29 protein-coding genes and 1 tRNA gene are annotated in these 25,072 nt (G+C 44.7%); 1 reads left to right on the forward strand and 29 read right to left on the reverse strand.

The features are described from left to right. Positions 1-11: 11 nt before the first annotated feature. The 21 genes from rplF to rpoB all read right to left on the reverse strand — a co-directional run bounded on the left by rplF (position 12) and on the right by rpoB (position 18,888). Positions 12-554, reverse strand: a complete 543-nt coding sequence (rplF, locus tag ACLSSO_RS13930) for a 50S ribosomal protein L6 (protein WP_295905244.1) — start codon at positions 552-554, stop codon at positions 12-14. Between the two features lie 7 nt (positions 555-561). Continuing rightward, a complete protein-coding gene (gene rpsH, locus ACLSSO_RS13935; protein WP_295905242.1) occupies positions 562-951 on the reverse strand; it encodes a 30S ribosomal protein S8 in 390 nt (129 codons plus the stop codon). 10 nt (positions 952-961) lie between these two features. Further along, a complete protein-coding gene (gene rpsN, locus ACLSSO_RS13940) occupies positions 962-1,267 on the reverse strand; it encodes a 30S ribosomal protein S14 (protein ID WP_295905240.1) in 306 nt (101 codons plus the stop codon). 12 nt (positions 1,268-1,279) lie between these two features. Further along, entirely contained in the window at positions 1,280-1,819 is a 540-nt protein-coding gene (gene rplE / locus ACLSSO_RS13945) for a 50S ribosomal protein L5 (protein ID WP_340592611.1), read from the reverse strand. An 11-nt stretch (positions 1,820-1,830) separates the two neighbouring features. Beyond that, positions 1,831-2,199, reverse strand: a complete 369-nt coding sequence (rplN, locus tag ACLSSO_RS13950; protein WP_340592612.1) for a 50S ribosomal protein L14 — start codon at positions 2,197-2,199, stop codon at positions 1,831-1,833. Between the two features lie 11 nt (positions 2,200-2,210). After that, complete coding sequence (gene rpsQ, locus ACLSSO_RS13955) at positions 2,211-2,483, reverse strand: 30S ribosomal protein S17 (RefSeq protein WP_413943178.1); 273 nt, start codon at positions 2,481-2,483, stop codon at positions 2,211-2,213. Between the two features lie 9 nt (positions 2,484-2,492). Then, positions 2,493-2,684, reverse strand: coding sequence for a 50S ribosomal protein L29 (rpmC, locus tag ACLSSO_RS13960; RefSeq protein ID WP_340592614.1), 192 nt, complete (start codon positions 2,682-2,684; stop codon positions 2,493-2,495). Positions 2,685-2,688: 4 nt separating this feature from the next. Further along, complete coding sequence (gene rplP / locus ACLSSO_RS13965) at positions 2,689-3,096, reverse strand: 50S ribosomal protein L16 (protein ID WP_041577922.1); 408 nt, start codon at positions 3,094-3,096, stop codon at positions 2,689-2,691. Continuing rightward, positions 3,083-3,748: a 30S ribosomal protein S3 gene (rpsC, locus tag ACLSSO_RS13970; protein WP_340592615.1), complete on the reverse strand. Its 666-nt coding sequence runs from the start codon at positions 3,746-3,748 to the stop codon at positions 3,083-3,085. Before rpsC ends, rplP begins: the two co-directional genes overlap by 14 nt. A gap of 2 nt (positions 3,749-3,750) precedes the next feature. Further along, positions 3,751-4,083 (reverse strand): 50S ribosomal protein L22, encoded by a 333-nt coding sequence (gene rplV / locus ACLSSO_RS13975; RefSeq protein ID WP_340592616.1) that lies wholly within the window; start codon positions 4,081-4,083, stop codon positions 3,751-3,753. A 12-nt stretch (positions 4,084-4,095) separates the two neighbouring features. Then, positions 4,096-4,389, reverse strand: a complete 294-nt coding sequence (gene rpsS, locus ACLSSO_RS13980; RefSeq protein WP_340592617.1) for a 30S ribosomal protein S19 — start codon at positions 4,387-4,389, stop codon at positions 4,096-4,098. Between the two features lie 9 nt (positions 4,390-4,398). Next, entirely contained in the window at positions 4,399-5,217 is an 819-nt protein-coding gene (rplB, locus tag ACLSSO_RS13985) for a 50S ribosomal protein L2 (protein ID WP_413943179.1), read from the reverse strand. A gap of 2 nt (positions 5,218-5,219) precedes the next feature. Further along, complete coding sequence (gene rplW, locus ACLSSO_RS13990) at positions 5,220-5,498, reverse strand: 50S ribosomal protein L23 (protein ID WP_340592619.1); 279 nt, start codon at positions 5,496-5,498, stop codon at positions 5,220-5,222. Further along, positions 5,498-6,127: a 50S ribosomal protein L4 gene (gene rplD, locus ACLSSO_RS13995; RefSeq protein ID WP_340592620.1), complete on the reverse strand. Its 630-nt coding sequence runs from the start codon at positions 6,125-6,127 to the stop codon at positions 5,498-5,500. Before rplD ends, rplW begins: the two co-directional genes overlap by 1 nt. Position 6,128: 1 nt before the next feature. Next, positions 6,129-6,797, reverse strand: a complete 669-nt coding sequence (gene rplC / locus ACLSSO_RS14000) for a 50S ribosomal protein L3 (RefSeq protein ID WP_413943180.1) — start codon at positions 6,795-6,797, stop codon at positions 6,129-6,131. 9 nt (positions 6,798-6,806) lie between these two features. Further along, positions 6,807-7,124, reverse strand: coding sequence for a 30S ribosomal protein S10 (rpsJ, locus tag ACLSSO_RS14005; RefSeq protein WP_025308875.1), 318 nt, complete (start codon positions 7,122-7,124; stop codon positions 6,807-6,809). Positions 7,125-7,335: 211 nt separating this feature from the next. Further along, positions 7,336-9,441 (reverse strand): elongation factor G, encoded by a 2,106-nt coding sequence (gene fusA, locus ACLSSO_RS14010; RefSeq protein WP_413943181.1) that lies wholly within the window; start codon positions 9,439-9,441, stop codon positions 7,336-7,338. A gap of 9 nt (positions 9,442-9,450) precedes the next feature. Continuing rightward, positions 9,451-9,924, reverse strand: coding sequence for a 30S ribosomal protein S7 (gene rpsG, locus ACLSSO_RS14015; RefSeq protein ID WP_295905883.1), 474 nt, complete (start codon positions 9,922-9,924; stop codon positions 9,451-9,453). A 10-nt stretch (positions 9,925-9,934) separates the two neighbouring features. After that, positions 9,935-10,309 (reverse strand): 30S ribosomal protein S12, encoded by a 375-nt coding sequence (rpsL, locus tag ACLSSO_RS14020; RefSeq protein ID WP_295905882.1) that lies wholly within the window; start codon positions 10,307-10,309, stop codon positions 9,935-9,937. Positions 10,310-10,521: 212 nt separating this feature from the next. Continuing rightward, positions 10,522-14,652, reverse strand: a complete 4,131-nt coding sequence (rpoC, locus tag ACLSSO_RS14025) for a DNA-directed RNA polymerase subunit beta' (RefSeq protein WP_413943182.1) — start codon at positions 14,650-14,652, stop codon at positions 10,522-10,524. A 27-nt stretch (positions 14,653-14,679) separates the two neighbouring features. Continuing rightward, entirely contained in the window at positions 14,680-18,888 is a 4,209-nt protein-coding gene (rpoB, locus tag ACLSSO_RS14030; RefSeq protein ID WP_413943183.1) for a DNA-directed RNA polymerase subunit beta, read from the reverse strand. A 275-nt stretch (positions 18,889-19,163) separates the two neighbouring features. On the opposite strand from rpoB, the gene ACLSSO_RS14035 reads away from it, so the two are divergent. Continuing rightward, entirely contained in the window at positions 19,164-19,907 is a 744-nt protein-coding gene (locus ACLSSO_RS14035; RefSeq protein WP_413943184.1) for a hypothetical protein, read from the forward strand. A 340-nt stretch (positions 19,908-20,247) separates the two neighbouring features. Here the strand turns inward: ACLSSO_RS14035 and rplL are convergent, their stop codons facing one another. The 8 genes from rplL to tuf all read right to left on the reverse strand — a co-directional run bounded on the left by rplL (position 20,248) and on the right by tuf (position 25,011). Next, a complete protein-coding gene (gene rplL, locus ACLSSO_RS14040) occupies positions 20,248-20,616 on the reverse strand; it encodes a 50S ribosomal protein L7/L12 (RefSeq protein WP_284608038.1) in 369 nt (122 codons plus the stop codon). Between the two features lie 57 nt (positions 20,617-20,673). Beyond that, complete coding sequence (gene rplJ, locus ACLSSO_RS14045; protein ID WP_063204872.1) at positions 20,674-21,198, reverse strand: 50S ribosomal protein L10; 525 nt, start codon at positions 21,196-21,198, stop codon at positions 20,674-20,676. Positions 21,199-21,357: 159 nt separating this feature from the next. Further along, positions 21,358-22,065 (reverse strand): 50S ribosomal protein L1, encoded by a 708-nt coding sequence (gene rplA, locus ACLSSO_RS14050; protein ID WP_295905390.1) that lies wholly within the window; start codon positions 22,063-22,065, stop codon positions 21,358-21,360. Between the two features lie 9 nt (positions 22,066-22,074). Next, on the reverse strand, positions 22,075-22,497 hold the full coding sequence (gene rplK, locus ACLSSO_RS14055) for a 50S ribosomal protein L11 (protein ID WP_038448239.1): 423 nt from the start codon (positions 22,495-22,497) through the stop codon (positions 22,075-22,077). Between the two features lie 89 nt (positions 22,498-22,586). Then, complete coding sequence (gene nusG, locus ACLSSO_RS14060; RefSeq protein ID WP_295905396.1) at positions 22,587-23,120, reverse strand: transcription termination/antitermination protein NusG; 534 nt, start codon at positions 23,118-23,120, stop codon at positions 22,587-22,589. A 10-nt stretch (positions 23,121-23,130) separates the two neighbouring features. Then, positions 23,131-23,508 (reverse strand): preprotein translocase subunit SecE, encoded by a 378-nt coding sequence (secE, locus tag ACLSSO_RS14065; protein WP_295905397.1) that lies wholly within the window; start codon positions 23,506-23,508, stop codon positions 23,131-23,133. Between the two features lie 36 nt (positions 23,509-23,544). Continuing rightward, positions 23,545-23,620, reverse strand: a tRNA-Trp gene (locus ACLSSO_RS14070). 200 nt (positions 23,621-23,820) lie between these two features. Next, complete coding sequence (gene tuf / locus ACLSSO_RS14075; protein ID WP_340592626.1) at positions 23,821-25,011, reverse strand: elongation factor Tu; 1,191 nt, start codon at positions 25,009-25,011, stop codon at positions 23,821-23,823. Between the last annotated feature and the right edge of the window lie 61 nt (positions 25,012-25,072).

The raw sequence follows: 25,072 nt of genomic DNA on the forward strand, positions 1-25,072 counted from the left end.
CATTACCTCAATTATTTACCAGCCGACTTACCAGCTTTACGTCTGATATGCTCACCAGCGTAACGAACACCTTTTGCAAGATAAGGCTCAGGTGGACGGAAAGAGCGAATTTTCGCCGCTACTTGTCCAACAAGCTCTTTGCTTGGGCCAGTGATCGAAAGTGCAGTTTGCTTGTCAACTTTGATCTCGATTCCTTCAGGGATGTCGAAGATCACTGGGTGAGAGAAACCTAAAGAAAGTTCCAATTTCTTGCCAGCTACGTTTGCACGGTAACCGACCCCATGAAGTTCAAGGCCCTTAGTGAAACCTTTTGTTACGCCAGTTACGGCATTTTGAATAAGCGCTCTGTAAAGACCGTGCAATGCACGAGTTTCTTTAGAGTCATCTTTGCGAGTCAATACAACTTTTCCACCTTCTACTTTTGCAGTGATGTTTGGTTGCATGCCAATTTTCAAAGAAGACTTCGCACCTTTAACGAGAACTTCGTTAGCAGGTGAAACGCTTACTTGTACTGTGTTATCAAAAACAACGGGTGCTTTTCCAATACGTGACATTTTTCACCTACCAAAGTGTCGCAAGCAATTCGCCACCGAGTTTAGCCTCAGTAGCTTGCTTACCGCTCATGATTCCTTTGCTTGTGCTGATAATGGACATACCCATTCCAGAACGAACTACAGGAATTTTGTCAGATTTAATATAAACTCTACGACCTGGGCGTGATACGCGGTCGATAGAATTGATCACATGGTTTCCAGCTTCGTCGTATTTCAAGTAAACACGCATGATGCCTTGTTTGCTATCTTTAGCGACTTTGAAGCTTCTGATCAAACCTTCGTTAACGAGGATTTGAGCAATACCCGCTCTTACTTTTGAAGCAGGAAGATCCACTTTTTCGTGTTTCGCTGCTCCAGCATTTCTAATCATTGTAAGGAACTGAGAAATTGTATCCATAGTGATCCTCTTACCAGCTAGCTTTCGTTACGCCAGGCAATTTACCGTCAAGGGCCAATTGTCTGAAAGCGATACGAGACAAACCGAATTTTCTGTAGTTACCACGAGGGCGACCAGAAATTTCACAGCGAGTGATAACGCGGTTTGGATTCGTATTCTTAGGAAGAGCTTGAAGCTTCTTACGAGCTGTAGCTCTTTCTTCGTCAGAAAGTTTCATATCGACAGCTTTCTCTCTAAGTTCAGCTCTGTATTGAGCGTAACGCTTAGAAAGCTCTTTTCTTTTATTGTTTTTTACGATGCTTGATTTACGAGCCAAGTGACACCCCTCTTACTTTCTGAAGGGCATGCCAAGTGCTTCAAGAAGCGCTCTGCCCTCAGCGTCGTTTTTAGCAGTTGTACAAATAGTGATGTTCATACCGCGAGTTTTATCAACCTTATCGTAGTTGATCTCAGGGAACACGATTTGTTCTTTCAAGCCCATGTTGTAGTTACCACGGCCGTCGAAACCTTTGTTTGGCAAACCGCGGAAGTCTCTTACGCGAGGAAGTGCCAAAGTGTTCAAACGATCTAGGAAAGACCACATTTTCTCTCTTCTCAAAGTCACGCGAACACCCAATGGGATGCCAGCACGCAATTTGAAGTTAGAGATAGCTTTTTTAGCTTTCGTGATAACAGCTTTTTGACCAGTGATCGCAGTGATCTCGTCAACAACTGTGTTCAAAATTTTTGGATTTTGAACTGCTTCGCTCAAGCAAACGCTAAGAGTGATTTTCTCCAAGCGAGGAACTTGCATCACGTTTTTAGCTCCCAATTGTTTCATCAGAGCGGGAGCGATCTCTTTTTTGTATTGTGTATGTAAGCGATTCATCTCATCACCCCTTATAGAACTTCCGGAGCCAAAGATACGATCTTAACGAACGACTTTGCTCTCAATTCTCTGGCTACTGGGCCAAAGATACGTGTTCCAATTGGTTCTTTAGAAGCGTTAATAAGAACAGCAGAGTTGTCATCGAAACGGATGTAAGATCCGTCTGGACGACGAAGTTTTGCTACAGTTCTAACAACAACAGCTTTAGCTACGTCACCTTTTTTAACTTTAGCGTTTGGCAAAGCTTCTTTGATAGATACAACGATAATGTCACCGATAGAGGCAACACGACGCTTAGATCCACCAAGAACCTTTACGCACATAACTTCTTTAGCGCCAGAGTTGTCAGCTACATTCAGTCTAGTTTGCATTTGAATCATGACAGCTCTCCTTATGCCTTCGCCGTTTCAACGACTTCAGCCAAAGTCCAACGCTTAGTTTTGCTAAGTGGGCGAGTTTCACGGATTTTCACGATGTCACCAACTTTAGCTTGGTTCTTTTCATCGTGCGCTTTGAAAACAGAAGTTTTCTTAACGTACTTACCGTATTTAGCATGCTTTACCATGCGGTAGATGAGGACAGAGATAGTTTTATCCATCTTGTCACTGATAACTTCACCTACGACTTCAATTTTACGTCCTCTAGTATTAGTTTCAGTTGCCATTCTCTACCTCTATCTCGCCACTTTTTTTACGATCGCTGTGTTGATTTTAGCGATGTTGCGACGAAGATCACGAATTACAAGTGGATTTGAAAGTTGACCAATTGAATTCTTGATACGTGCTTGGAACAACTCTTCAGAAAGAGCTGCTCTTTTTTTCTTCAATTCAGTTACAGAAAGATCTTTAACTTCATTAAACTTCATACAACTACTCCCTTACCAAGAAACGAGTTTTGAAAGGAAGTTTGTGAGCTGCACGTTCGAAAGCTTCTTTAGCTTGTTCACGTGTCACACCGTTCATTTCGAAAAGAACTTTTCCAGGAAGAACGCGTGCTACCCACAACTCAGGATTACCTTTACCGCTACCCATACGAGTTTCAGCAGGTTTCTTAGTAACAGGAATATTTGGGAACACACGGCACCAGATTTTACCACCACGTTTTACTGAACGTGAGATAGCAATACGACCCGCTTCCAATTGACGAGCAGTCAGACGACCTTCCTCGATTGCTTGAAGACCGTAGTCTCCGAAATCAAGGTTAGCACCTCTCACTGCAAAGCCAGTTGCGCGGCCTACAAATTGTTTACGCCATTTTACTCTTTTAGGACTTAACACGACCTGCCTCCTCAACTTCGCGAGCAGATAAGATATCGCCTTTATAGATCCATACTTTCAAACCGATGATACCGTATGCTGTTAGAGCTTCTGCAGTACCGTAGTCGATATCTGCACGCAATGTATGAAGAGGAACACTCTTCTCATTGTACCACTCTGAACGAGCAATCTCTGCACCATCAAGACGTCCTGAAACACGGATCTTGATACCTCTCACGCCGCCTTTGATCGCAGCTGCAATAGATTTTTTAAGAGCTCTTCTCCAAGAGATACGTTTCTCAAGTTGTTGAGCAATGCTCTCAGCAACGAGCTGAGCATCGAGGTCTGGCTTGCGCACTTCTTGGATGCTCAAGAAAACTTCGTTGGGTGTAAGTTTTTGAACTTCCGCTTTAAGCGAATCAATACCAGTACCTTTTTTACCAATAACAACGCCCGGACGAGCAGTAGAGATGATGATTTTGATCTTCTTCGCTGCACGTTCCATTTCAATTTTCGCAACACCCGCGTGTTTGAGCTTAGTTTTCAAATACTTTCTCAAACGGATGTCTTCGTGGAGATTGTCAAAATATTGTTGACCCTTCGCATACCAGCGAGAATCCCAAGTTCTGATAACACCGACTCTAAGACCAATTGGATTAACCTTTTGTCCCACGACTATTTCTCCTCGAGTACTACGTTAATGTGGCTGGTCTTCTTACGAACGCCGAACGCGCGACCTTGAGCGCGTGGACGGAATCTCTTAAGAACTGGGCCTTGATCAACCCAGATAGCTTTAACATAAAGGTTGTCTACATCCATAACCTTTTTGTATTCCGCGTTAGCTACAGCAGATTCGATTAACTTTTTTACCATTCCAGCAGTTTTTTTGTTCAAGAATGTAAGAGTTTTTACTGCTTCGTTCACGTCTTTACCGCGAACTAAGTCAGCAACCAATCTAGCCTTCTGAGCACCAACTCTTGCATATTTCAAGCTTGCTTTAACTTCCATAATCAACCTCTATTACTTCTTCGCAGCTGCAGCAGGAGCAGCGGCTTTCTTCTCGGCGTGACCTTGGAAAGTTCTTGTTGGAGCAAACTCACCGAGTTTGTGACCAATCATGTTCTCAGTGATGTATACTGGAACGAACTTTCTTCCGTTATGAACCGCGAACGTCAGTCCGATAGCCTCTGGAAGAATTGTTGAGCGGCGAGACCAAGTTTTAATAACTTTTTTATCATTTTTTTCGATCGCATGGTCGATCTTCTTTTGAAGATGCAAATCGACGAATGGACCTTTTTTAATTGAGCGTGCCACCTTTTACTCCTACTTACGTCTCTTGATGATTGAAGAGTTGGTTCTCTTGTTATTTCTAGTTTTGTAACCCTTACAAGGTTGGCCCCAAGGAGTTACAGGGTGATGCCCTTTACCGACACCCTCACCACCACCCAATGGATGGTCGACCGGGTTCATATGCATACCACGAACTGAAGGACGGATACCTCTCCAACGAGAACGACCTGCTTTACCTAGGTTGATGTTTTCGTTGTCAGTGTTACCAACTTGACCAATAGAAGCCTTGCACACAGACAAGATTTGCTTCAATTCACCAGAAGGCATACGTACTTGGCAATATTGTTCACCTTTACCAGCCAAAGTTGCGGAAGCACCAGCTCCACGGCAAACTTGACCACCTTTACCAGGACGCATTTCGATGTTGTGGATCACAGTACCAACTGGGATCGCAGCCAAAGAAAGAGTGTTACCTGGTTTAATATCCGCTTTGTCAGAAGAGATGACAGTGTCACCTACATTCAAACCAACCGGAGCGATGATGTAAGCTTTCGCTCCATCAACATAAGAAATAAGAGCGATACGGCAAGTTCTGTTTGGATCGTATTCGATCGCAACAACTTTTGCTGGAACGTCCAGTTTAGTGCGTTTGAAATCAACCAAACGGTATTTTCTCTTGTGACCACCACCTTGGTGACGGATCGTGATTTGACCGTGGTTGTTACGTGCCGCTTGTTTTTTCAGAGGAGCAAGCAAAGACTTCTCTGGAGATGTCTTTGTGATTTCTTTGAAATCGAAACCAGTCATTCCTCTGCGACCATGAGAGCGTGGGGCAAATGTTTTAATACCCATCTTTATACTCCCTCAAAAAGAGCGATCTTCTCACCTTCAACAAGCTTAACGTAAGCTTTTTTCCAGTAAGGGACCTTTGTTAATCCGAATTTAGAATACTTAGAGTGACCGCGGCAGATGCTAGTTCTAACATTGTCCACTTTCACTTTGAAGTTTTTCTCTACAGCAGCTTTGATGTCAGTTTTTGTAGACTTCAAATCTACTTCAAACACATACACGCCAGCAGCGTTATGATAAGTATTTTTCTCTGTAATAAGAGGAGCTTTAATTACTTGTTTCATTACGCTTTCTCCAATGAGCAACGATCTACGATTTTTGCTACAGAATCTTTAGTGATTACAGCAGCGTCGTATTTCAATAGATCGAATACGTTCAAACCTTCTACTGGGAAGTATTTGAAAGATTCCAAGTTTTTAGAAGCACGGTTGAACTTTTCGTTCACAGTTGCATCTACCAATACAGCTTTTTTCAAACCGAAAGCTTTCAAACGTTTGTTAAGCTCAGCAGTTTTACCTTCAGATTGCATGCTGTCTACGATGAACAACTTGCCTTCTTTTTGAAGGTGAGAAAGAGCCATGCTCAAACCTAAACGACGAACTTTTTTAGGTAGAACGAAAGCGTAGCTACGAGGTTGAGGACCGAAAGCAGTACCACCACCAGGCATTAGGATAGAACGGCTAGAACCTTGACGAGCTCCACCAGTACCTTTTTGTTTGAATGGCTTTTTACCACCACCAGACACAAGACCTTTAGTCTTTGTCATGTGTGTGCCTTGACGACGAGCCGCCAATTGCCATTGAACTACAGTGTGAAGAACTTCCTTTTTAACAGGAGCTTCGAACACGTCAGCAGCCAATTCAACTGATCCAACTTTTTCTTTTTTCCAGTTTAATACGTTTACTGTTGCCATACTATTCTCTCACCAACTTAACCAAAGTGTTTCTTGCACCTGGAACTGGTCCTTTAACCATGAGAACGTTTTCAGCAGCAATAACTTGAACGATCTCAACGTTGCGAACTGTAACAGTCTCAGCACCCAAGTGACCTGGGAATTTCTTACCCGGCATTACACGACCCGGCCATGTTCTGTTACCAGAAGAACCAGGACGACGGTGGAATTTAGATCCGTGAGAAGCAGGGCCTCCCGCGAAGTTCCAACGTTTCATAGAACCCGCAAAACCTTTACCTTTAGACTTAGAAGTGATTTTTACGAAATCACCTTGAGCCAAAGAGTCGATAGAGATTTGCGCGCCAACAGTTGCACCTTCTGGAAGAGCTTGACGAAGTTCTTTTACGAACTGAGCGCCATTCTCGAAACCAGCTTTAGTAAGGTGACCTTTTTCAGCTTTGTTTGAATTTTTAGCTTTTTTTGGAGTGCAAGCTAATTGGATAGCTTCATAACCATCGTTCTCGTTAGTTTTGATTTGAGAAACAAACCAAGGTTCATAACGAAGAACAGTTACAGGTACGGCTTCACCTTGCTCATTATAGATAGTAGCCATACCTTCTTTAAACGCGAACAGGCCATTCAGCTTAAGGCCTTGCTCTGAAGTATTTGTAGTTTGTGTAGTTTCGCTCACTTGTTACTCCTAGATCGCTGAAAGTTTAATTTCAACATCAACACCAGCAGAGAGGTCGAGTTTCATGAGCTGATCGACAGTCTGTTGAGTGGGTTCTAAAATATCGAGCATACGCTTGTGAGTTCTCACTTCGAATTGTTCACGAGATTTTTTATCTACGTGTGGAGAACGCAATACAGTGTAACGGTTAATGCGAGTTGGCAAAGGGATAGGACCCGCAACTTTTGCACCTGTACGACGAGCAGTCTCAACGATTTCTTTCGTCGACTGGTCAAGCAATTTATGATCGAATGCCTTCAATCTGATTCTAATCTTCTGACTTTGCATAAGGACACTTCTCTTCTTTTTTGTAAAGTAGCGTAGTTACTAGCAAATTTGTTAACAATTAACGCCATTATCCCATCAAAAACTTGCCCCGAATTAGCCCTTGCGGCCGTGAAATCACCCAATGCGGGGGGTTTTCTGTAGATTTTAGACGTCACGAGTGCGCGAGTATGCGCAACAAAAAAAACATTGTCAAAGGGAAATATTGATTTTTTTAGAATCTTCCCATTTTGTGGAGAATCTCGGTTTTTACCTTCGGAGGCACCACCGCATACTCCAAAAATTCCATACTAAAGCTGGCTCTGCCTTGGCTCAAACTGCGCACATTCGTCGCATAACCAAAGAGGTTCGCCAGAGGGGCTTCAGCAGAGATAACCTGGCCGCCGCCCACTTTAGCATTCATCGTAAGGATTTTACCGCGGCGAGAATTTAAGTCCCCTACCACGTTACCTACGAACTCATCAGGACAAGTCACTTCAAGCTTAAAGATAGGCTCTAGAAGCTCAACAGCGGCACCTTTTACCGCTTCTCTGAATGCCAAAGAAGCAGCCGCTTTAAAGGCCATTTCATTGGAAGCATCAGGACGCGTTTCCACCGAGTTCAAAGTCCCACGAATACCCAACATCGAGTAGCTCGCCAGAGGTCCGACCTCGGCCGCTTCTTTGAATCCGCTCTCAACCGCTTTTAAGAAAGGGGCTGTAAATTCTTTAGACACAGCCACTTTGGATTGGAATTGGATACCGTCATGTTGAGAAATTGGATCAATAGTCAAAGATACTTTCGCGAATTGAGCTTCACCCGCAATCTCACGCTCGTACACATAATCCACTGTTGAAGAAGCCGAAATAGTTTCGCGATATGAAACTTGCGGCTTACCCACGTTCGCTTGAACTTTGTGTTCACGCAAAAGACGGTCAACGAGGATATCAAGGTGAAGCTCACCCATACCCGAAAGAAGAATCTGTCCTGTCTCAGGGTCTGTCTTCAAACGGCAAGAAGGATCTTCTTTACCGAGTTTTTCAAGACCTTGAAGCATTTTCTCTTGGTCCGCGGAAGACTTCGCTTCAATCGCAACCGAGATCACAGGTTCTGGGAAGGTAATAGATTCTAAAACAACAGGATGAGATGTCTCACAAAGAGTGTCGCCCGTTCCCGTGAATTTAAGACCGACAACGGCGCCGATATCACCCGCTTTTAAGTTGGTGATTTCTTCACGAGAGTTGGCGTGCATTTTCACAAGTTTTTGAATGCGTTCTTTTTTCTCTGTGCGAGGATTAAGAAGCTGATCGCCCACTTTCACTTCGCCAGAGTAGACACGAATATAAGTCAAAGTTCCCGCAAATGGATCGTTCGCAATTTTAAAAGCCAAAGCAGCCGTGTGCGCTTCGAAATCTGTTTTGCAAACAATTTCTTTTTCAGGTTTTTCCGGATCGTGACCTACGATCGCTGGAACTTCGATTGGAGACGGAAGATAGTCGATCACTCCATCAAGCAAAGGTTGCACACCTTTGTTTTTGAAAGCCGCCCCACAGAAAACAGGGAAGGCTTTTAACTCAAGAGTGCCTTTACGAAGAGCCGCTTTCAGCTCTGCCACAGACACTTCTTCTCCGTTGAGATATTTCTCAAGAAGAGAGTCTTCAAATTCAACGATCTTCTCAACGATCTCTGTGCGGAAGCGATTCACTTCTTCCTTCATATCGTTGGGAACATCGGTAACTTCGAAATGGTCACCCATTCCGGACTGATCCCACATATAAGCTCTGTTCTCAAGAAGATCGACAACACCACGGAATGTGTCTTCCATGCCGATCGGAACTTGCACTGGGATTGGGTTCGCATTGAGTTTGTCTTTGATTGTCCCGTAAGACATCACAAAGTCAGCACCCACGCGGTCCATTTTGTTCACGAAACAAATTCTCGGAACCTTGTATTTGTCAGCTTGTTTCCAAACAGTTTCAGACTGCGGCTCGACACCGTTCACGCCGTCAAACACAGCAATCGCGCCGTCAAGAACGCGCAAAGAACGTTCGACTTCAATTGTGAAGTCAACGTGCCCCGGAGTATCGATGATGTTGATTCTGTGATCTTTCCAGAACGCCATGGTCGCAGCAGACGTGATAGTGATACCACGCTCTTGCTCTTGAACCATCCAGTCCATGGTGGCATCGCCATCATGAACTTCGCCGATTTTATGACTTTTACCTGTGTAGTAAAGAATACGTTCGGTGGTGGTCGTCTTACCGGCATCAATGTGTGCCATGATGCCGATATTACGAGTGAACTTAAGATCAGCTACTGTTTTAGGATCTTTAGCTGACATGAATACAGATTACCAATTGTAGTGAGAGAAAGCCTTGTTCGATTCAGCCATTCTGTGAACATCGTCTTTCTTCTTGATCGCGTTTCCACGATTGTTGTAAGCATCAACGAATTCACCAGCCAAACGCTTAGCCATATCTTTCTCACCGCGCTCGCGAGAGTATTCGATCAACCAACGCATAGCCAAAGCCATACGACGAGATGGACGAACATCTACTGGAACTTGGTAAGTCGCTCCACCAACGCGGCGAGAACGAACTTCGATAGAAGGCTTCACATTTTCAAGAGCTTTTCTGAAAACTGCCAAAGGCTCTTCACCTTGGATTTTACCTTCAAGCTCTTTCAAAGCTCCGTAGAACAACTTTTGAGAAGTTGCTTTACGACCTTGGATCATCATTTTATTGACGAACTTAGCGATAACTAGATCCTTGAAAACCGGATCTGGAATAATTTCTCTTTTAAAGGTCTTTTTACGACGTGACATCTCTCAATCCTTATTTCTTAGGTCTCTTAGTACCGTATTTAGAACGTGCACGAAGACGGCCGTTCACACCTTGAAGATCCAATACACCGCGTACGATATGGTAACGAACGCCCGGCAAGTCCTTCACACGACCACCACGGATCAAGACAACGCTGTGCTCTTGAAGGTTGTGACCGATACCTGGGATGTAAGAGATCACTTCGAAACCGTTAGAAAGACGAACTTTTGCTACTTTACGAAGAGCTGAGTTCGGCTTCTTTGGAGTCGTCGTATAAACACGAGTACAAACGCCACGGCGCTGAGGGCAAGAGTCCAAAGCTGGTGACTTTGTTTGGTTCTTTTGAACTTTACGCTCACTTTTGATGAGCTGGTTAATTGTAGGCACTTTAAAACCCCTTAAACAATTTTTTACCTAACTCCGAACCTGTCGGAGTGCAGATTTTTCCCAAGACGCTGGAACTTACATTGCCAAAAGCGCCCTGGTCAAGACTTTGTTGTTAATTTTGTAGCTCAAAAAGGGGTGTGAGATCCCCTTTTTGAGCTTTTTACATCTATTTTGATCAACTCCCCGGAAAAACCCGGAGGGCCGACGACTGACTAACCCTGGTGAGGTTGAGCAGTAGTTGCCATTCCTGGCAATGCAACGAATTGAGTATCGTCGTCTTCTGCTACAGACACTTTCCAACGTTTGTAAGAAGTCAAACCAGTACCTGCAGGGATCAAGCGACCCATGATGATATTCTCTTTCAAACCACGCAAATGGTCTGTGCGAGAATTGATCGCTGCCTCTGTAAGGACTTTCGTTGTCTCTTGGAATGACGCCGCTGAAATCCAGCTGTCAGTGCTCAAAGAAACTTTCGTAATACCTAGAAGAAGCGGGCTGTTTGTAGCAGGTTGTCCGCCTTCACGGTTGATACGATCATTTTCTTCTTCGTAAGCATATCTTTCAACTTGCTCACCCGCCAAGAAACGGCTGTCACCAGCGTCTCTGATTTCTACTTTACGTAGCATTTGGCGAACGATCACTTCGATGTGCTTATCGTTGATACCAACACCTTGAAGTCTGTAAACTTCTTGGATTTCATTCACAAGGTACGCAGAAAGAGCTTTCGCACCTAGAACCGCCAGAATGTCATGAGGATTTGTTGGACCGTCCATCAACGCCTCACCGGCTCTTACGTACTCACCTTCTCTTACTGCCACGTGCTTACCTTTAGGGATGAGGTATTCTTTTTGCTCACCCACTTCAGGAGTTACGATCACACGTTGTTTACCTTTAACGTCTTTACCGAATGTCACGTAACCATCGATCTCAGAGATGATAGCTGCTTCTTTCGGTTTACGAGCTTCAAACAATTCAGCGACGCGAGGAAGACCCCCTGTGATATCCTTCGTTTTCGAAGCTTCACGGTGCATCTTCGCAATAACGTCCCCGGCATGAACTTCCTGTTGGTCAGAAACCAGAAGCTGTGCACCCACTGGGATTAAGTATCGCGCAGGGATTTCACGGCCTGGAAGATTCAATGTCTTACCATTGTTGTCTACAAGGAACACTGTCGGCTTAATGTCAGAAGACTTAGACTCCATGATAACTTTAGTCGCGAAACCAGTTACCGCGTCGACTTGTTCCTGCATTGTCGAACCTTCTTCGATATCGCTGTATTGGATCTTCGCAGAAACTTCGGCGATGATCGGATTCGAATATGGATCCCACTCAGCTACAGTTTGACCTTTAGTGACTTTGTCACCTTCTTTAAAGTTCAAAACAGCACCGTAAACGAGCTTGAAGTTTTCACGCTCACGACCTGCCTCGTCGATAACAAGAGCAGATCCGTTACGATTCATCACAGTCAACTTACCGTTACGGTTTGTCACTGCATGAACGTTCACAAGTTTAATAGTACCGTCATGGCGAGTTGTATGAACAGATTGTTCAACCGCACGAGAAGCCGCACCACCCAAGTGGAACGTTCTCATCGTCAACTGAGTACCTGGTTCACCGATTGATTGTGCTGCAATGATACCCACTGTTTCACCAAGGTTCACAGTGTTACCGCGAGACAAGTCACGGCCGTAACATTTCACGCACACGCCACGTTTAGATTTACAAGTAAGAGCTGAACGGATGTCGACTTTGTCGATACCCAAGCTCTCGATAGTTTTTACGTCAGTTTCAGTGATCTCTTGGTTTGCTTTAACAACAACAGTGTTGCTCATTGGATCAACAACGTCTTTCAAAGCAGTTCTACCAAGAATACGGTCACCGATGTTTTGGATGATCTCACCAGCTTCGTAAACTGGAGTGATTTCCAAACCGTCTTCAACTCCGCAATCAATTTCAGACACAACAACGTCTTGAGCCACGTCAACCAAACGACGAGTCAAGTAACCAGAGTTCGCTGTCTTCAATGCTGTATCGGCCAAACCTTTACGCGCACCGTGCGTAGAGATGAAGTACTGGATAACTGTCAAACCTTCACGGAAGTTCGCAGTGATCGGAGTTTCGATGATCTCACCAGAAGGTTTCGCCATCAAACCACGCATACCACCCAACTGACGGATCTGAGCTGCGGAACCACGGGCTCCGGAGTCAGCCATAATGTAGATCGGGTTGAAAGAAGGTCCTGTAACCTCTTTACCATCAACTACGAAAGTTTGTTTTTCGATCGCGTTCATACCTTCTTTTGCGATCTTGTCACCCGTTTGAGCCCAGATATCCACCACTTTATTGTAGCGCTCACCATCTGTGATCAAACCTTCATCGTACTGCTGTTGGATTTCAGTCACTTGTTTCTCAGCGTCTGCGATCATTGTCGCTTTGGCTGCTGGGATCACCATGTCGTCGATACCGATCGACATACCTGCCGCAGTTGAATATTTGAAACCAAGTTCCATGATCTTATCAGCCAAGATACAAGTCGCTTTTGCACCGGCAAGACGGAATGTCTTATCGATCAAAGCTGCGATTTGTTTCTTGTTCATTGTTACGTTCACTTCGTTGAACGGAACTTCTTTAGGAACGATGTCAGACAAAATAGAACGACCTACGGAAGTCTCTTGAACTTTGCCGTTGATACGAACTTTACATGCCGCCTGCAAGTCAACCAAACCAGTTTCGTAAGCGTACTGTGCTTCTTGAACAGTAGAGAACGCTTTACCAGTTCCTTTGGCTCCCGGACGAATACGAGTCAACCAGTACAAGCCCAACACGATATCTTGTGATGGATTGATGATTGGCTTACCGTTCGCCGGAGAAAGGATGTTGTTCGTAGACATCATCAATACACGAGCTTCAACTTGTGATTCCACAGAAAGTGGAACGTGAACCGCCATTTGGTCACCGTCGAAGTCGGCATTGAACGCCGTACACACCAGAGGATGCAATTGGATTGCTTTACCTTCGTGAAGTACTGGCTCGAAAGCTTGGATACCAAGTCTGTGAAGAGTTGGTGCACGGTTGAGAAGAACTGGATGTTCTTTAACCACGTCAGCCAAGATATCCCAAACTTCTACTGTCTCTTGATCAACAAGGCGTTTCGCTTGCTTAATCGTTGTCGCCAAACCTTTTTCTTCAAGTTTGTTGTAAACGAATGGTTTGAAAAGTTCCAAAGCCATCTTCTTAGGAAGACCGCATTGGTGAAGTTTCAATGTCGGACCAACTACGATAACCGAACGGCCAGAGTAGTCGACACGTTTACCCAAAAGGTTTTGACGGAAACGACCTTGCTTACCTTTCAACATATCAGAAAGAGAGCGAAGAGGACGTTTGTTAGGACCTGTGAACGTTTTACCGCGACGGCCGTTATCCAACAACGCATCAACCGCTTCTTGCAACATACGTTTTTCGTTGCGGATGATGATATCTGGAGCATTTAGCTCCTGAAGACGTTTCAAACGGTTGTTACGGTTGATAACACGACGGTAAAGATCATTCAGATCTGAAGTCGCGAAACGACCACCATCAAGTGGTACCAACGGACGAAGATCAGGAGGAAGAACTGGAAGGGCTTCCAACATCATCCACTCTGGCTTGTTGATAGAGCCTTTGAAGGCTTCAACAACGCGAAGACGTTTCGTCAATTTTTTGATTTGCGCTTCTGATTTCGTGTCTTTCACTTCCATACGAAGTTTACGAGACAAGTACTCAGGGTCAATTTTGCGTAGCAATTCACGAACAGCTTCACCGCCCATGCCTGCTTTGAAGCTTGGACCGAACTCATTAAGAGCGGCTTGGTAAGCTTCTTCAGTCAAAATTTGACCTTCTTCCAATGTAGTTTCCATTGGATCGATAACAACGTGTGCTTCACAGTAAAGAACTTTTTCAACGTCTTTCAAAGAAAGGTTGAGCAAGTTACCAATACGGGAAGGCAATGAGCGCAAGAACCAAATGTGCGCAACCGGAGTCGCAAGCTCAATATGGCCAAGACGTTCACGACGTACTTTAGTTTGTGTCACTTCAACGCCGCACTTTTCACAGACGACGCCACGGTACTTCATACGTTTATACTTACCGCACAAGCACTCGTAATCCTTAATAGGACCGAAGATTTTCGCACAGAACAAACCATCACGTTCTGGTTTGAATGTACGATAGTTGATAGTTTCAGGTTTCTTAACTTCACCAAATGACCAATCACGAATCATTTCAGGTGACGCCAACGATACTCGTACGGCGTCAAACGAAAGTGGATCTTTTGGTTTATCGAAAAAATTCAACAAGTCTCTCAAAGAACACCCCTGTTGTTAAAGTATTAATTAGTGTTGTCCTGGCTCGTCTGAAGACGGCGCCTGAACAATTGCTTCTTCACCCCCGATACCGTCGTCACCAAGATCTTCATCTTGATCACGAAGGATGTCGGACTCCATCAACTCAACATTCAATGCAAGAGACTGAAGCTCTTTCACGAGAACGTTAAACGACTCTGGAAGTCCTGGCTCAAGGATGTTTTCACCTTTCACGATGCTTTCATACATACGAGTTCTTCCTGCCACGTCATCTGACTTAACAGTGAGGAATTCTTGTAGTGAGTAAGCAGCACCGTAAGCTTCGATCGCCCAAACCTCCATCTCCCCGAGACGTTGGCCCCCGAACTGTGCTTTACCGCCCAGTGGTTGCTGAGAAACGAGTGAGTAAGGTCCGATAGAACGAGCGTGGATCTTTTCTTCCACAAGATGGTGAAGCTTAAGCATGTACATGATACCCACAGTAACTGGGTTCGTGAACGGCTCACCTGTACGACCATCAAACAAGATGGACTTACCAGATGTTGGAACTTGCGCTTTAGTGAGCAAGCCTTTGACGTCTGATTCACGAGCACCGTCGAAGACCGGCGTTCCTACGTGGATACCGTTCTTCATACGAGTTACCATTTGTTTCAATGAAGCATCGTCCGCTTTATCAAGTTTTGCGGAGATATCAGCGTCACTGAAGATATCTTTCATTTCAGTACGAGCGTTTTCAGCATTCCACTTAGCCAAGTGTTCGCCGAGTTGTTTACCCAAGTTGTGCGCAGCCCAACCCAAGTGAACCTCAAGGATCTGACCGATGTTCATACGAGAAGGAACGCCCAGTGGGTTTAGAACCATGTCAACCGGAGAACCGTCAGCTAGATAAGGCATGTCTTCCGCAGGCAATACTTTGGAAACAACACCTTTATTTCCGTGACGACCGGCAAACTTGTCACCGACTTGCATTTTACGTTTGATAGCAACGTAAACTTTAACCATTTTGATAACGCCTGGAGGAAGCTCGTCACCTTTACGAAGGCGATCGATCTTCTCGTTGAATACCAATTTAACGGCATCAAGCTGGTTACGTGCATTGTCGATAATTTTGTTCACTTGGAATTCAAGGTCTTGCTCAAGTGGGATGTAGTTCAACAATTCAAATGGAACTGTCTCTAGATCCGCCTCTGTGATGTCTTGACCTTTATTCAAAAGTTTTTGGCTTCCGTCTTCGTTCAAAAGAACGCCCGTTGTTGTTTTACCAACAAGGATGTCACGAAGTTTAGAGATCGCGTTATTTTTGATAACGTTTTGCTCTACAGCCAAGTCTTTTTCTAGTTTGCGTTTTTTCTCTTCGATGATTGAAGACAAACGCTCATCGCGGTCCGCACCTTCACGAGAGTAAACTTGTGCGTCGATCACTGTTCCGTAAACGCCAGATGGCGCACGAAGTGATGTATCACGAACGTCGCCGGCTTTTTCACCGAAGATCGCTCTCAAAAGTTTTTCCTCTGGAGAAAGCTGAGTTTCACCTTTTGGAGTTACTTTACCAACAAGGATGAAGCCTGGACGAACTTCCGCACCGATGCGGATGATACCAGAGCTGTCGAGGTCTTTAAGAGCCTCTTCACCAACGTTAGCGATATCGCGAGTGATCTCTTCCTTACCAAGTTTTGTATCACGCGCTACGCACTCGAACTCTTCGATGTGGATAGACGTGTAAACGTCGTCTTTCAACAAACGTTCAGAAATAAGGATGGAGTCCTCGAAGTTGTAACCTTGCCAAGGAGTGAACGCTACTAGGATGTTTTGACCTAGAGCCAACTCACCAAGCTCTGTAGAAGGACCGTCAGCGATGATGTCGCCTTTAGAAACCTTGTCACCTACAGTAACGATTGGTTTTTGGTTGAAGCATGTATTTTGATTTGTACGTTGGTACTTAGTGAGGTTGTAGATGTCTACGTTCGCACCAAGCTCCCCGCCTTTTGCAAAACGGCGAACAACGATACGAGATGCATCGACTTCTTCAACGATACCGTCGTTTTGAGCAACGACTGAAGTACCAGAGTCACGAGCAACAAGTCTCTCAACGCCTGTTCCAACAAGTGGAGCGCGAGAACGGAGCAATGGCACCGCTTGACGTTGCATGTTCGATCCCATCAAGGCACGGTTGGCGTCATCGTGCTCAAGGAATGGAATCAAAGAAGCTGCGATAGAAACGAGTTGTGACGGAGAAACGTCCATCAAAGCAACTTTGTCTTTATCTACGATCTCATACTCACCATCACGACGAGTGATCGTCGTTGGAGTTTGGATCGCTTTGTTACCAGCTTCATCGCGTGCTGCTGGAGCAATGTGATGACCCGCTTCTTCCAAAGCAGATAGATAGTTAATGTCCTTAGAAACATTACCGTGATCAACTTTGCGGTACGGAGTCTCAATGAAACCGTAGTTGTTGATACGAGCGTAAGTCGCCAAAGAGGCGATCAAACCGATGTTTGGACCCTCTGGAGTTTCAATTGGGCAGATACGACCGTAGTGCGTAGGATGTACGTCACGCACTTCGAAACCTGCACGGTCACGAGTCAAACCACCAGGGCCGAGAGCTGACAAACGACGTTTGTGAGTGATCTCTGACAATGGATTTGTTTGGTCCATGAACTGTGACAATTGAGAAGAACCGAAGAATTCTTTAACAACCGCGTTCACTGGTTTCGCGTTGACTAGATCGTGAGGCATCATTGTCTCAACATCTTGAAGAGACATACGTTCACGGATCGCGCGCTCCATACGAACGAGACCGATACGGTATTGGTTCTCAAGCAACTCACCTACGGAACGAACACGACGGTTACCCAGGTGATCGATATCATCGATAACGCCGCGACCGTTTTTAAGGTCGATCAAAGTTTTAATAGTGCTCAAGATATCTTTGTGAGTGAGTGTTCTGTGTGAAGGAGGGCACTCATCCATAGAAATACCGAATCTGTGGTTGATCTTAATACGACCAACTTCAGACAAATCGTAAGTTTCTGGATCGAAGAACAAACGACCGAAGAATGTCGTAGCTGCTTCCAAAGTTGGAGGCTCACCAGGACGAAGGCGTTTGTAAATCTCAACAAGTGATTCTTCTTTGTTAGATACTTTATCAACCAACAATGTGTTGCGAAGGTAAGGACCTACAGTCAAACCGTCGAAGAAGATCATGAAGAAACGATCGATACCGGCTTCGATAGAACGCTTGATGATTGCAGAGTTCAACTCAGCATTCGCATCAGCGATGATCTCACCAGTAGATTCGTCGATAAGAGGTTTCGCCAAAACTTTTCCGTCAAGGTCGTTTGGCTCAACTTCAAGCTCAGTGATGTTAAGATCTTTGATCTTCTTAACGATCGCACGAGTGATACGACGACCCGCTTTTACAAGCGCTTCGCCGGATTTTGGATCAACGATATCAGTCAAAGCTCTTTGGCCTGACATTCTTTCGATGTCCAACTTACGGAACAACTTGCCGCCTTTAACGTAAACTTCGTCAAGGTCGTAGAAGTATTCAAGAAGTTGTTCAGCGTTGTAACCCAATGCTTTCAAAAGAATTGTCACAGGGAATTTACGACGACGATCGATACGAACGTGGATCAAATCTTTTTGGTCAAACTCAGCATCCAACCATGAACCACGGTAAGGAATCACGCGCGCAGAGTAGATCAATTTACCAGAAGCATTGTTCTTACCACCATCGTGATCGAAGAACACACCTGGAGAACGGTGCAACTGAGAAACAACAACGCGCTCAGTACCGTTGATGATGAAAGAACCGTTAGCAGTCATCAATGGGATTTCGCCCAAGTAAACTTCTTGTTCTTTTACGTCACGGATAGAACGTGCTTCAGTTTCTTCGTCAACGTCGAATACGATCAGACGAAGAGTCACCTTGATTGGCGCAGCGAAAGTCATACCACGTTGACGGCACTCGTCCACGTCGTACTTAGCTGGCTCTAGAGTGTAAGATACAAACTCAAGGCTTGCAGTGTTGTTGAAGTCTGTGATTGGGAACACAGATTTGAAAACGCCATTGAGACCAGCTTCGCCACGGCGATCTGGATCCATATCTTTTTGAATGAAAGCTTCGTAAGAAGACTTCTGCAACTCAATCAGATTTGGGATATCAATGACTTGCTTATTTTTCGCGAATGACTTTCTAACTCGAATGTTAGAAGCCGTAACTGGAGTTTTTTCCAATGTACTCTCCGTGATAAGAAAATCGGATATTCGCTTCGGGGGGAATATTCCAAGGCCCACATTAAATAAAAGACAAGCAATTCAAACTACCGGAAGTTTTGAAGAAATCAAGTGTTTCTAGTGGTTTTTGGCACTATTCCAGGCAGAGTGAAAACAGCCAATTATACATGGCGTCAAACTCCTCGCAACCCTAAGCGGGAATTTCTCCATCACTTAGTCCGGAACTTGTCAAAGAACATGTCCACGCCTACCCTAAAAGCACCTTTAGGAGACCTATGAAAGCATTATTCGGGTTTACACTGCTTGTTTTGTTATCAGGATGCTCACATACGATCAATTTTAGAGCTTCTCACTTCGCCGTCCCGGTCACAGGTGAAAACCAGTGGAGCGGCCACATTGCCGGAGTTGGCTCGGCCGTCACAAAAATCACGGTTGTGAATGACATCACGTCAAATCCACCAACAAGAAGCTCCCTTAAAGTGAACGAAGATGTGGATGTCGGTGATCTAATGATGATTAATAATATCGGAGTCGACGCAAGCCTCACAGTCTTTAAGGCAACAGATATCACGTTAGATAATTCTCTGTTCGGCCTACGCTACCAATTCTTGAACCACGGAGCGGGCCCACAAAACTGGGTAGCCAGCATCCAGGGAGCTTACGGAGAAAGAACGACTTCGAAATCGCAAGATTCAGGCAGCAGCGAATCTAAAGCCGAATCCAAAGTAAAAACCGCGCAAGCCGGCATTAGCTTAGGCTATAAACTAGAAAAAATAGTCCCTTATATTTCATACATTTACGAATCAAACGAAGTAAAAACAGACGTCACAAACCCACACGGAAGCTTCGGCCCCTACAACGATAAAGGGATTCACCAATACTATTCCATCGGCATAACTTCTTACGGAAAAGGTTTAGTTTACGGCATCGAATACAGCCGCCTAAGCATTGACTGGGACAGAGCCAACAACATCGAAGGCCAAGACGCAATGGCAGTAAAACTGGGATTTGCTTGGTAAAACAACGGCGCGCCAAGCGCCCAGATACCTAAGACACCAAGCAGACTTACTTTAAGTAATTTCCCTCAAAGAAAACTAAGCCCTGAGAACAAGTTTTGTTTAATGAAGACTTGAAAGCAAGGAGCCTTGAAATAGTAAATGGCTAACTTCATTTTTCAGACCTCCGGCCCCGCAGGATGCGGTATCCAAGGCCGGCGAGCGCCGGAAGCGCGCGTCTGAAAAATGAAGTTAGCCATTTACTATTTTAAGGCGGCCCCGTTATCAACGAAGACCCGTAAAAAAGCAAAAAGCCCCTGGAATAACCAGAGGCTTTCGGCATGTTCTCGAATGAGAGCAAAAACTACTTAACAGTAACTTTCGCGCCTGCAGCTTCAAGAGCTTTTTTGATTTTCTCAGCGTCTTCTTTAGTAGCGCCTTCTTTAACTGCTTTTCCGCCAGCTTCAACAAGAGCTTTAGCTTCAGCAAGACCCAAACCAGTCAAACCACGTACTTCTTTGATTACGTTGATTTTGTTCGCGCCTGCATCAACCAAGATAACGTCGAAAGCAGTTTTTTCTTCAACAGCAGCAGCAGGACCAGCGCCAGCAGCAGCTACAGGAGCAGCAGCAGAAACGCCCCATTTTTCTTCAAGCATTTTTACAAGTTCAGCGATCTCAAGAACTGTTTTTTGAGACAACGCATCAACCAATTGATCGTTAGTTAGAGACATTTTTAAATCCTCCAGAGGATAAAATTATTTATTAATTCAATTTATAGCGCCGCAAGCTTATGCCTGAGGAGCTTCTTCAGTAGTAGCACCGCCACCAAGTTTCTCAGCGTAAGCATTCAAGCATCTAGCAAGTGCAGAACCTGCACCCAATAGTGTACCGAGGAACATAGCGCGAAGTTGGTCTTTGCCAGGAAGAGTCGCCAAGAATTTAATTTTAGCGTCATCCAAAGCTTCGCCATCCATAACACCAGACTTGATTTGAAGAACTTCTACGTCCTTAGCAAACTCAGCAAGTGTTTTAGCTGTAGCGTTCACTTCACCGTATGAGAATACGATGGCGTTAGTACCTTTCATTGAATTAGCAAATGCTTTTTCAATAGCTGGGTGATCTTTGAACGCTCTCTTCGCAAGAGTGTTACGAACAACCTTCATCTCTGATTCAGCAGCATTCAATTTTTTGCGCAAAGTAGTAACTTGCTCAACCTTGATGCCCTTGAAGTCGACGATGAAGGCTCCTTTAGCTTTACCGAACTTTTCAGTGATAAGCTTAATCTCTTGCTCTTTATCTGCGCGAGTGATCATGTGTGAGCCTCCTTTCGTTAGATTTAAGTTCCCCGTTTGACCGGAGAACCTTTGTGCGAATCAGGTCGGCTTTGCCTTATCTCGGTAGGCCCCGCACAGTCGCGGGATTAGATCCACTAAAAGAAACCTACTGTCTCTGATCGCAATTAAAAATTATATTTACTCAGCAGAACCAGTTGCAGCTGCAGCCGCATTTGGTTCAATTTTCACACCAGGACCCATAGTTGAAGCTACGGAGATAGTGCGAAGGTAGATACCTTTAGAAGATGCTGGTTTCGCTTTAACGATCGCGCCCAAAAGAGCCATGAAGTTATCACGAAGTTTAGCATCGCCCATAGATTTCTTACCGATACCAGCGTGTACGATACCTGCTTTATCAACGCGGAAATCAAGCTTACCTTTTTTCTCGGCAGCAACTGCTTCACCAACGTTCATAGTTACAGTACCTACTTTTGGATTCGGCATCAAACCACGAGGTCCAAGGATTTTAGCAACTTTAGAAACAGTCGCCATCATGTCTGGAGTCGCGATACATTTATCGAAATCCAACCAACCTTCTTGGATTTTCGCTACTAGGTCGTCTGCGCCAACAAAGTCAGCACCTGCGTTTTTCGCTTCAGCCTCTTTAGGACCTTTTGCGAAAACAACAACCTTAACGTTTTTACCAAGACCGTGAGGCAAAGAGATCGCGCCACGTACTTGTTGATCAGATTGCTTAGGGTCAATACCCAAGCGCAAAGCTACGTCGATAGATTCATCAAATTTAGCTGGAGCTGTCGCTACCACAAGTTTGAATGCTTCTTCAACAGAGTATTTTTTTTGAGAATCAACCTTCTTAGAGGCTGCTTCGAATTTCTTACCTGCCATACATCACCCCTATGCGATATCGATGCCCATGCTCTTAGCTGTACCGGCAACTTGTGACATTGCTGATTCAACTTTCAAGCAGTTCAAATCAGGCAATTTCGTTGTAGCGATTTGCTTGATTTGATCGTTATTGATTTTGCCTACTTTGTCTTTTTGAGGCTGTTTTGAGCCTGATTCAAGCTTCAACGCCTTTTTGATCAAAGAAGACACCGGTGGTGTTTTTGTGATGAAAGTAAACGATCTGTCTTGGTAAACAGTGATGATGATAGGGATGATGCTATCACCCAACGCTTGTGTACGAGCGTTGAACTGCTTACAGAATTCCATGATGTTTACCCCGTGCTGTCCAAGTGCCGGTCCAACGGGAGGAGCTGGATTAGCTTTCCCTGCCGGTATTTGCAGCTTGATCATTCCTGTAACTTTTTTTGCCATGACCCACTCCTGCAAGAGGTTTGTTAATAAGAAACGGAACCCTTAGAGGTCCCGTTTTGTTCTAAGTGCCACCCTATGTAGCGCTTAAATTAATTTTTTTCAACCTGAATGTAGTCCAATTCCACTGGAGTTGGTCTACCGAAGATGCTGACAAGGACTTTCAACTTACCTTTGTCCTCGTTCACTTCTTCTACGGAACCCTGGAAGTTCGAGAATGGACCGTCAATAACAGTCACATTTTCACCTACAGCGAACTTCACTTTTGGTTTTGGCTTCTCTGCAACACCAGCCATTTGCTGAGTTACACGAAGAACCTCGGCTTCCGGAACTTCCGGAGGACGAGTTTTAGTACCGCCTACGAAGCCCGTCACCTTAGACGAATTACGTACTAAATGCCAAGTCTCATCATTCAAAAACATTTGAACGAAGATATATCCTGGGAAAAATTTACGCGATTTAGTTTGTTTTTGGCCTTTTACAAGCTCAACAACACTTTCAGCAGGGATCAAGATCTCGCCGAAAAACTCTTCCATTTTATTGGACTTAATTTTTTCTTCGATAGCTTTTTTAGCCGTGTTTTCACAGCTAGTTTGAACGTTAACGATGTACCACTTTTTTTCCATCTGCCCGTCCTTACTTCATTAGATAGTTAATAAAAAAGCCCGAAATCAAATCAAAAGAACTGATGATCACGCTAGAGATAAGAACCATCACTACGCAAGCGATAGTCATAGCTGTTGTATCTTTGCGAGTCGGCCATACGACTTTACGAATTTCAGTTACAACCTCTTCGCCCCAAGTTTTAACACGTGGGTTGAATTGAAGAACCGCAAATACCACAAGACCCAAAGCTACTGGCAATCCGTGTCTTACCACATCTGAGTCAGCAGCACGGGCAACAACACCGAATGCTCCTGCAAATGCCTTGATAAGAAGAGATGCTGTCAAAGCGACCAAGATAGCTGCAACTGCAAAGCTGGATGTCAAAATCTTAGAGTTAGCTTTTTCCATAGTTCCCCATTCCTAGGATGCATTAACATTTTAATTTGGCAGGGGCGGAGGGATTCGAACCCACGACCTAACGATTTGGAGTCGTTCGCTCTACCACTGGAGCTACACCCCTGCACTTTTTCACTAATGATAATCGGCCAATCACGTCGTCGCCGCGTCGGCGGCCTACTTTATAGTAGGCCTTTCTCCTTGCTCCTAGCGCTTGACCAATTCTCATTAGTGAAAACAATTGCATGTCAAGAAACACCGAGGGGGACTCTCTTGTCAAGAAGTCCCCCGGGTGATTTTAATTCAGCCTATGCTGCGTTAATCCTACTCAAGGATTTCAACAACTACGCCGGCGCCTACAGTACGGCCACCTTCGCGGATCGCGAAACGCAATTCTTTTTCCATTGCGATTGGAGCGATCAACTCAACAGCCAACTCTACGCGGTCACCAGGCATAACCATCTCAGTTCCAGCTTTCAAAGTACAAACGCCTGTTACGTCAGTTGTACGGAAGTAGAATTGAGGACGGTAACCGTTGAAGAATGGAGTATGACGTCCACCTTCTTCTTTAGTAAGGATGTACGCTTCTGCTTTGAATTTTTTGTGAGGTTTAACAGAACCTGGCTTAGCCAAAACTTGACCACGCTCAACTTCTTCTTTTTTAGTACCACGCAAAAGAACGCCGCAGTTGTCGCCCGCTTGACCTTCGTCAAGAAGCTTACGGAACATCTCGATACCAGTTACAGTCGTTTTTTGAGTTGGACGGATACCGATGATTTCGATCTCGTCACCAACTTTAACGATACCACGCTCAACACGGCCAGTAACAACTGTACCACGACCAGAGATAGAGAATACGTCCTCTACTGGCATCAAGAAAGTTTTGTCAGTAGCACGAACTGGTTCAGGGATGTAAGCATCACAAGCGTCCATCAATTTCATGATAGCTGGACGACCGATTTCAGAAGTGTCACCTTCCAAAGCTTTCAAAGCAGAACCTTTTACTACTGGGATTTCGTCGCCAGGGAATTCGTACTTAGAAAGAAGTTCGCGAACTTCAAGTTCAACAAGGTCCAACAATTCTTTATCGTCAACCATGTCAACTTTGTTCATGAATACAACTAGAGCAGGAACACCTACTTGACGTGCAAGAAGGATGTGCTCACGTGTTTGTGGCATTGGACCGTCAGCAGAAGAAACTACTAGGATAGCTCCGTCCATTTGTGCGGCACCAGTGATCATGTTTTTTACGTAGTCGGCGTGTCCTGGGCAGTCAACGTGAGCGTAGTGACGTTTGTCAGTTTCGTACTCAACGTGAGTTGTAGAGATAGTGATACCACGCTCTCTCTCTTCAGGAGACTTATCGATTTGATCGTAAGACATCGCCTGAGCTTTACCAGCTGCTGCAAGAGTAGTAGTGATAGCAGCAGTCAAAGTTGTTTTACCATGGTCAACGTGACCGATTGTGCCGATATTTACGTGCGGCTTCGAACGGTTAAATTTCTCTTTAGACATTATTCCTCCTGCAGAGATTTATTTTTAAGTCTTAAACCATTAACTAATATCAAATCAATAA

The organism is Bdellovibrio sp. HCB-162 (assembly GCF_047344985.1).
Taxonomy (GTDB): domain Bacteria; phylum Bdellovibrionota; class Bdellovibrionia; order Bdellovibrionales; family Bdellovibrionaceae; genus Bdellovibrio.

What these genes read in the sequence shown, in the direction of transcription:
- rplF (WP_295905244.1), bottom strand. Translation starts at nt 554, where the DNA reads ATGTCACGTATTGGAAAAGCACCCGTTGTTTTTGATAACACAGTACAA.
- rpsH (WP_295905242.1), bottom strand. Translation starts at nt 951, where the DNA reads ATGGATACAATTTCTCAGTTCCTTACAATGATTAGAAATGCTGGAGCA.
- rplE (WP_340592611.1), bottom strand. Translation starts at nt 1,819, where the DNA reads ATGAATCGCTTACATACACAATACAAAAAAGAGATCGCTCCCGCTCTG.
- rplN (WP_340592612.1), bottom strand. Translation starts at nt 2,199, where the DNA reads ATGATTCAAATGCAAACTAGACTGAATGTAGCTGACAACTCTGGCGCT.
- rpsQ (WP_413943178.1), bottom strand. Translation starts at nt 2,483, where the DNA reads ATGGCAACTGAAACTAATACTAGAGGACGTAAAATTGAAGTCGTAGGT.
- rpmC (WP_340592614.1), bottom strand. Translation starts at nt 2,684, where the DNA reads ATGAAGTTTAATGAAGTTAAAGATCTTTCTGTAACTGAATTGAAGAAA.
- rplV (WP_340592616.1), bottom strand. Translation starts at nt 4,083, where the DNA reads ATGGAAGTTAAAGCAAGCTTGAAATATGCAAGAGTTGGTGCTCAGAAG.
- rplB (WP_413943179.1), bottom strand. Translation starts at nt 5,217, where the DNA reads ATGGGTATTAAAACATTTGCCCCACGCTCTCATGGTCGCAGAGGAATG.
- rplW (WP_340592619.1), bottom strand. Translation starts at nt 5,498, where the DNA reads ATGAAACAAGTAATTAAAGCTCCTCTTATTACAGAGAAAAATACTTAT.
- rplD (WP_340592620.1), bottom strand. Translation starts at nt 6,127, where the DNA reads ATGGCAACAGTAAACGTATTAAACTGGAAAAAAGAAAAAGTTGGATCA.
- rpsJ (WP_025308875.1), bottom strand. Translation starts at nt 7,124, where the DNA reads ATGCAAAGTCAGAAGATTAGAATCAGATTGAAGGCATTCGATCATAAA.
- fusA (WP_413943181.1), bottom strand. Translation starts at nt 9,441, where the DNA reads ATGTCAGCTAAAGATCCTAAAACAGTAGCTGATCTTAAGTTCACTCGT.
- rpsG (WP_295905883.1), bottom strand. Translation starts at nt 9,924, where the DNA reads ATGTCACGTCGTAAAAAGACCTTTAAAAGAGAAATTATTCCAGATCCG.
- ACLSSO_RS14035 (WP_413943184.1), top strand. Translation starts at nt 19,164, where the DNA reads ATGAAAGCATTATTCGGGTTTACACTGCTTGTTTTGTTATCAGGATGC.
- rplL (WP_284608038.1), bottom strand. Translation starts at nt 20,616, where the DNA reads ATGTCTCTAACTAACGATCAATTGGTTGATGCGTTGTCTCAAAAAACA.
- rplJ (WP_063204872.1), bottom strand. Translation starts at nt 21,198, where the DNA reads ATGATCACTCGCGCAGATAAAGAGCAAGAGATTAAGCTTATCACTGAA.
- rplA (WP_295905390.1), bottom strand. Translation starts at nt 22,065, where the DNA reads ATGGCAGGTAAGAAATTCGAAGCAGCCTCTAAGAAGGTTGATTCTCAA.
- rplK (WP_038448239.1), bottom strand. Translation starts at nt 22,497, where the DNA reads ATGGCAAAAAAAGTTACAGGAATGATCAAGCTGCAAATACCGGCAGGG.
- nusG (WP_295905396.1), bottom strand. Translation starts at nt 23,120, where the DNA reads ATGGAAAAAAAGTGGTACATCGTTAACGTTCAAACTAGCTGTGAAAAC.
- secE (WP_295905397.1), bottom strand. Translation starts at nt 23,508, where the DNA reads ATGGAAAAAGCTAACTCTAAGATTTTGACATCCAGCTTTGCAGTTGCA.
- tuf (WP_340592626.1), bottom strand. Translation starts at nt 25,011, where the DNA reads ATGTCTAAAGAGAAATTTAACCGTTCGAAGCCGCACGTAAATATCGGC.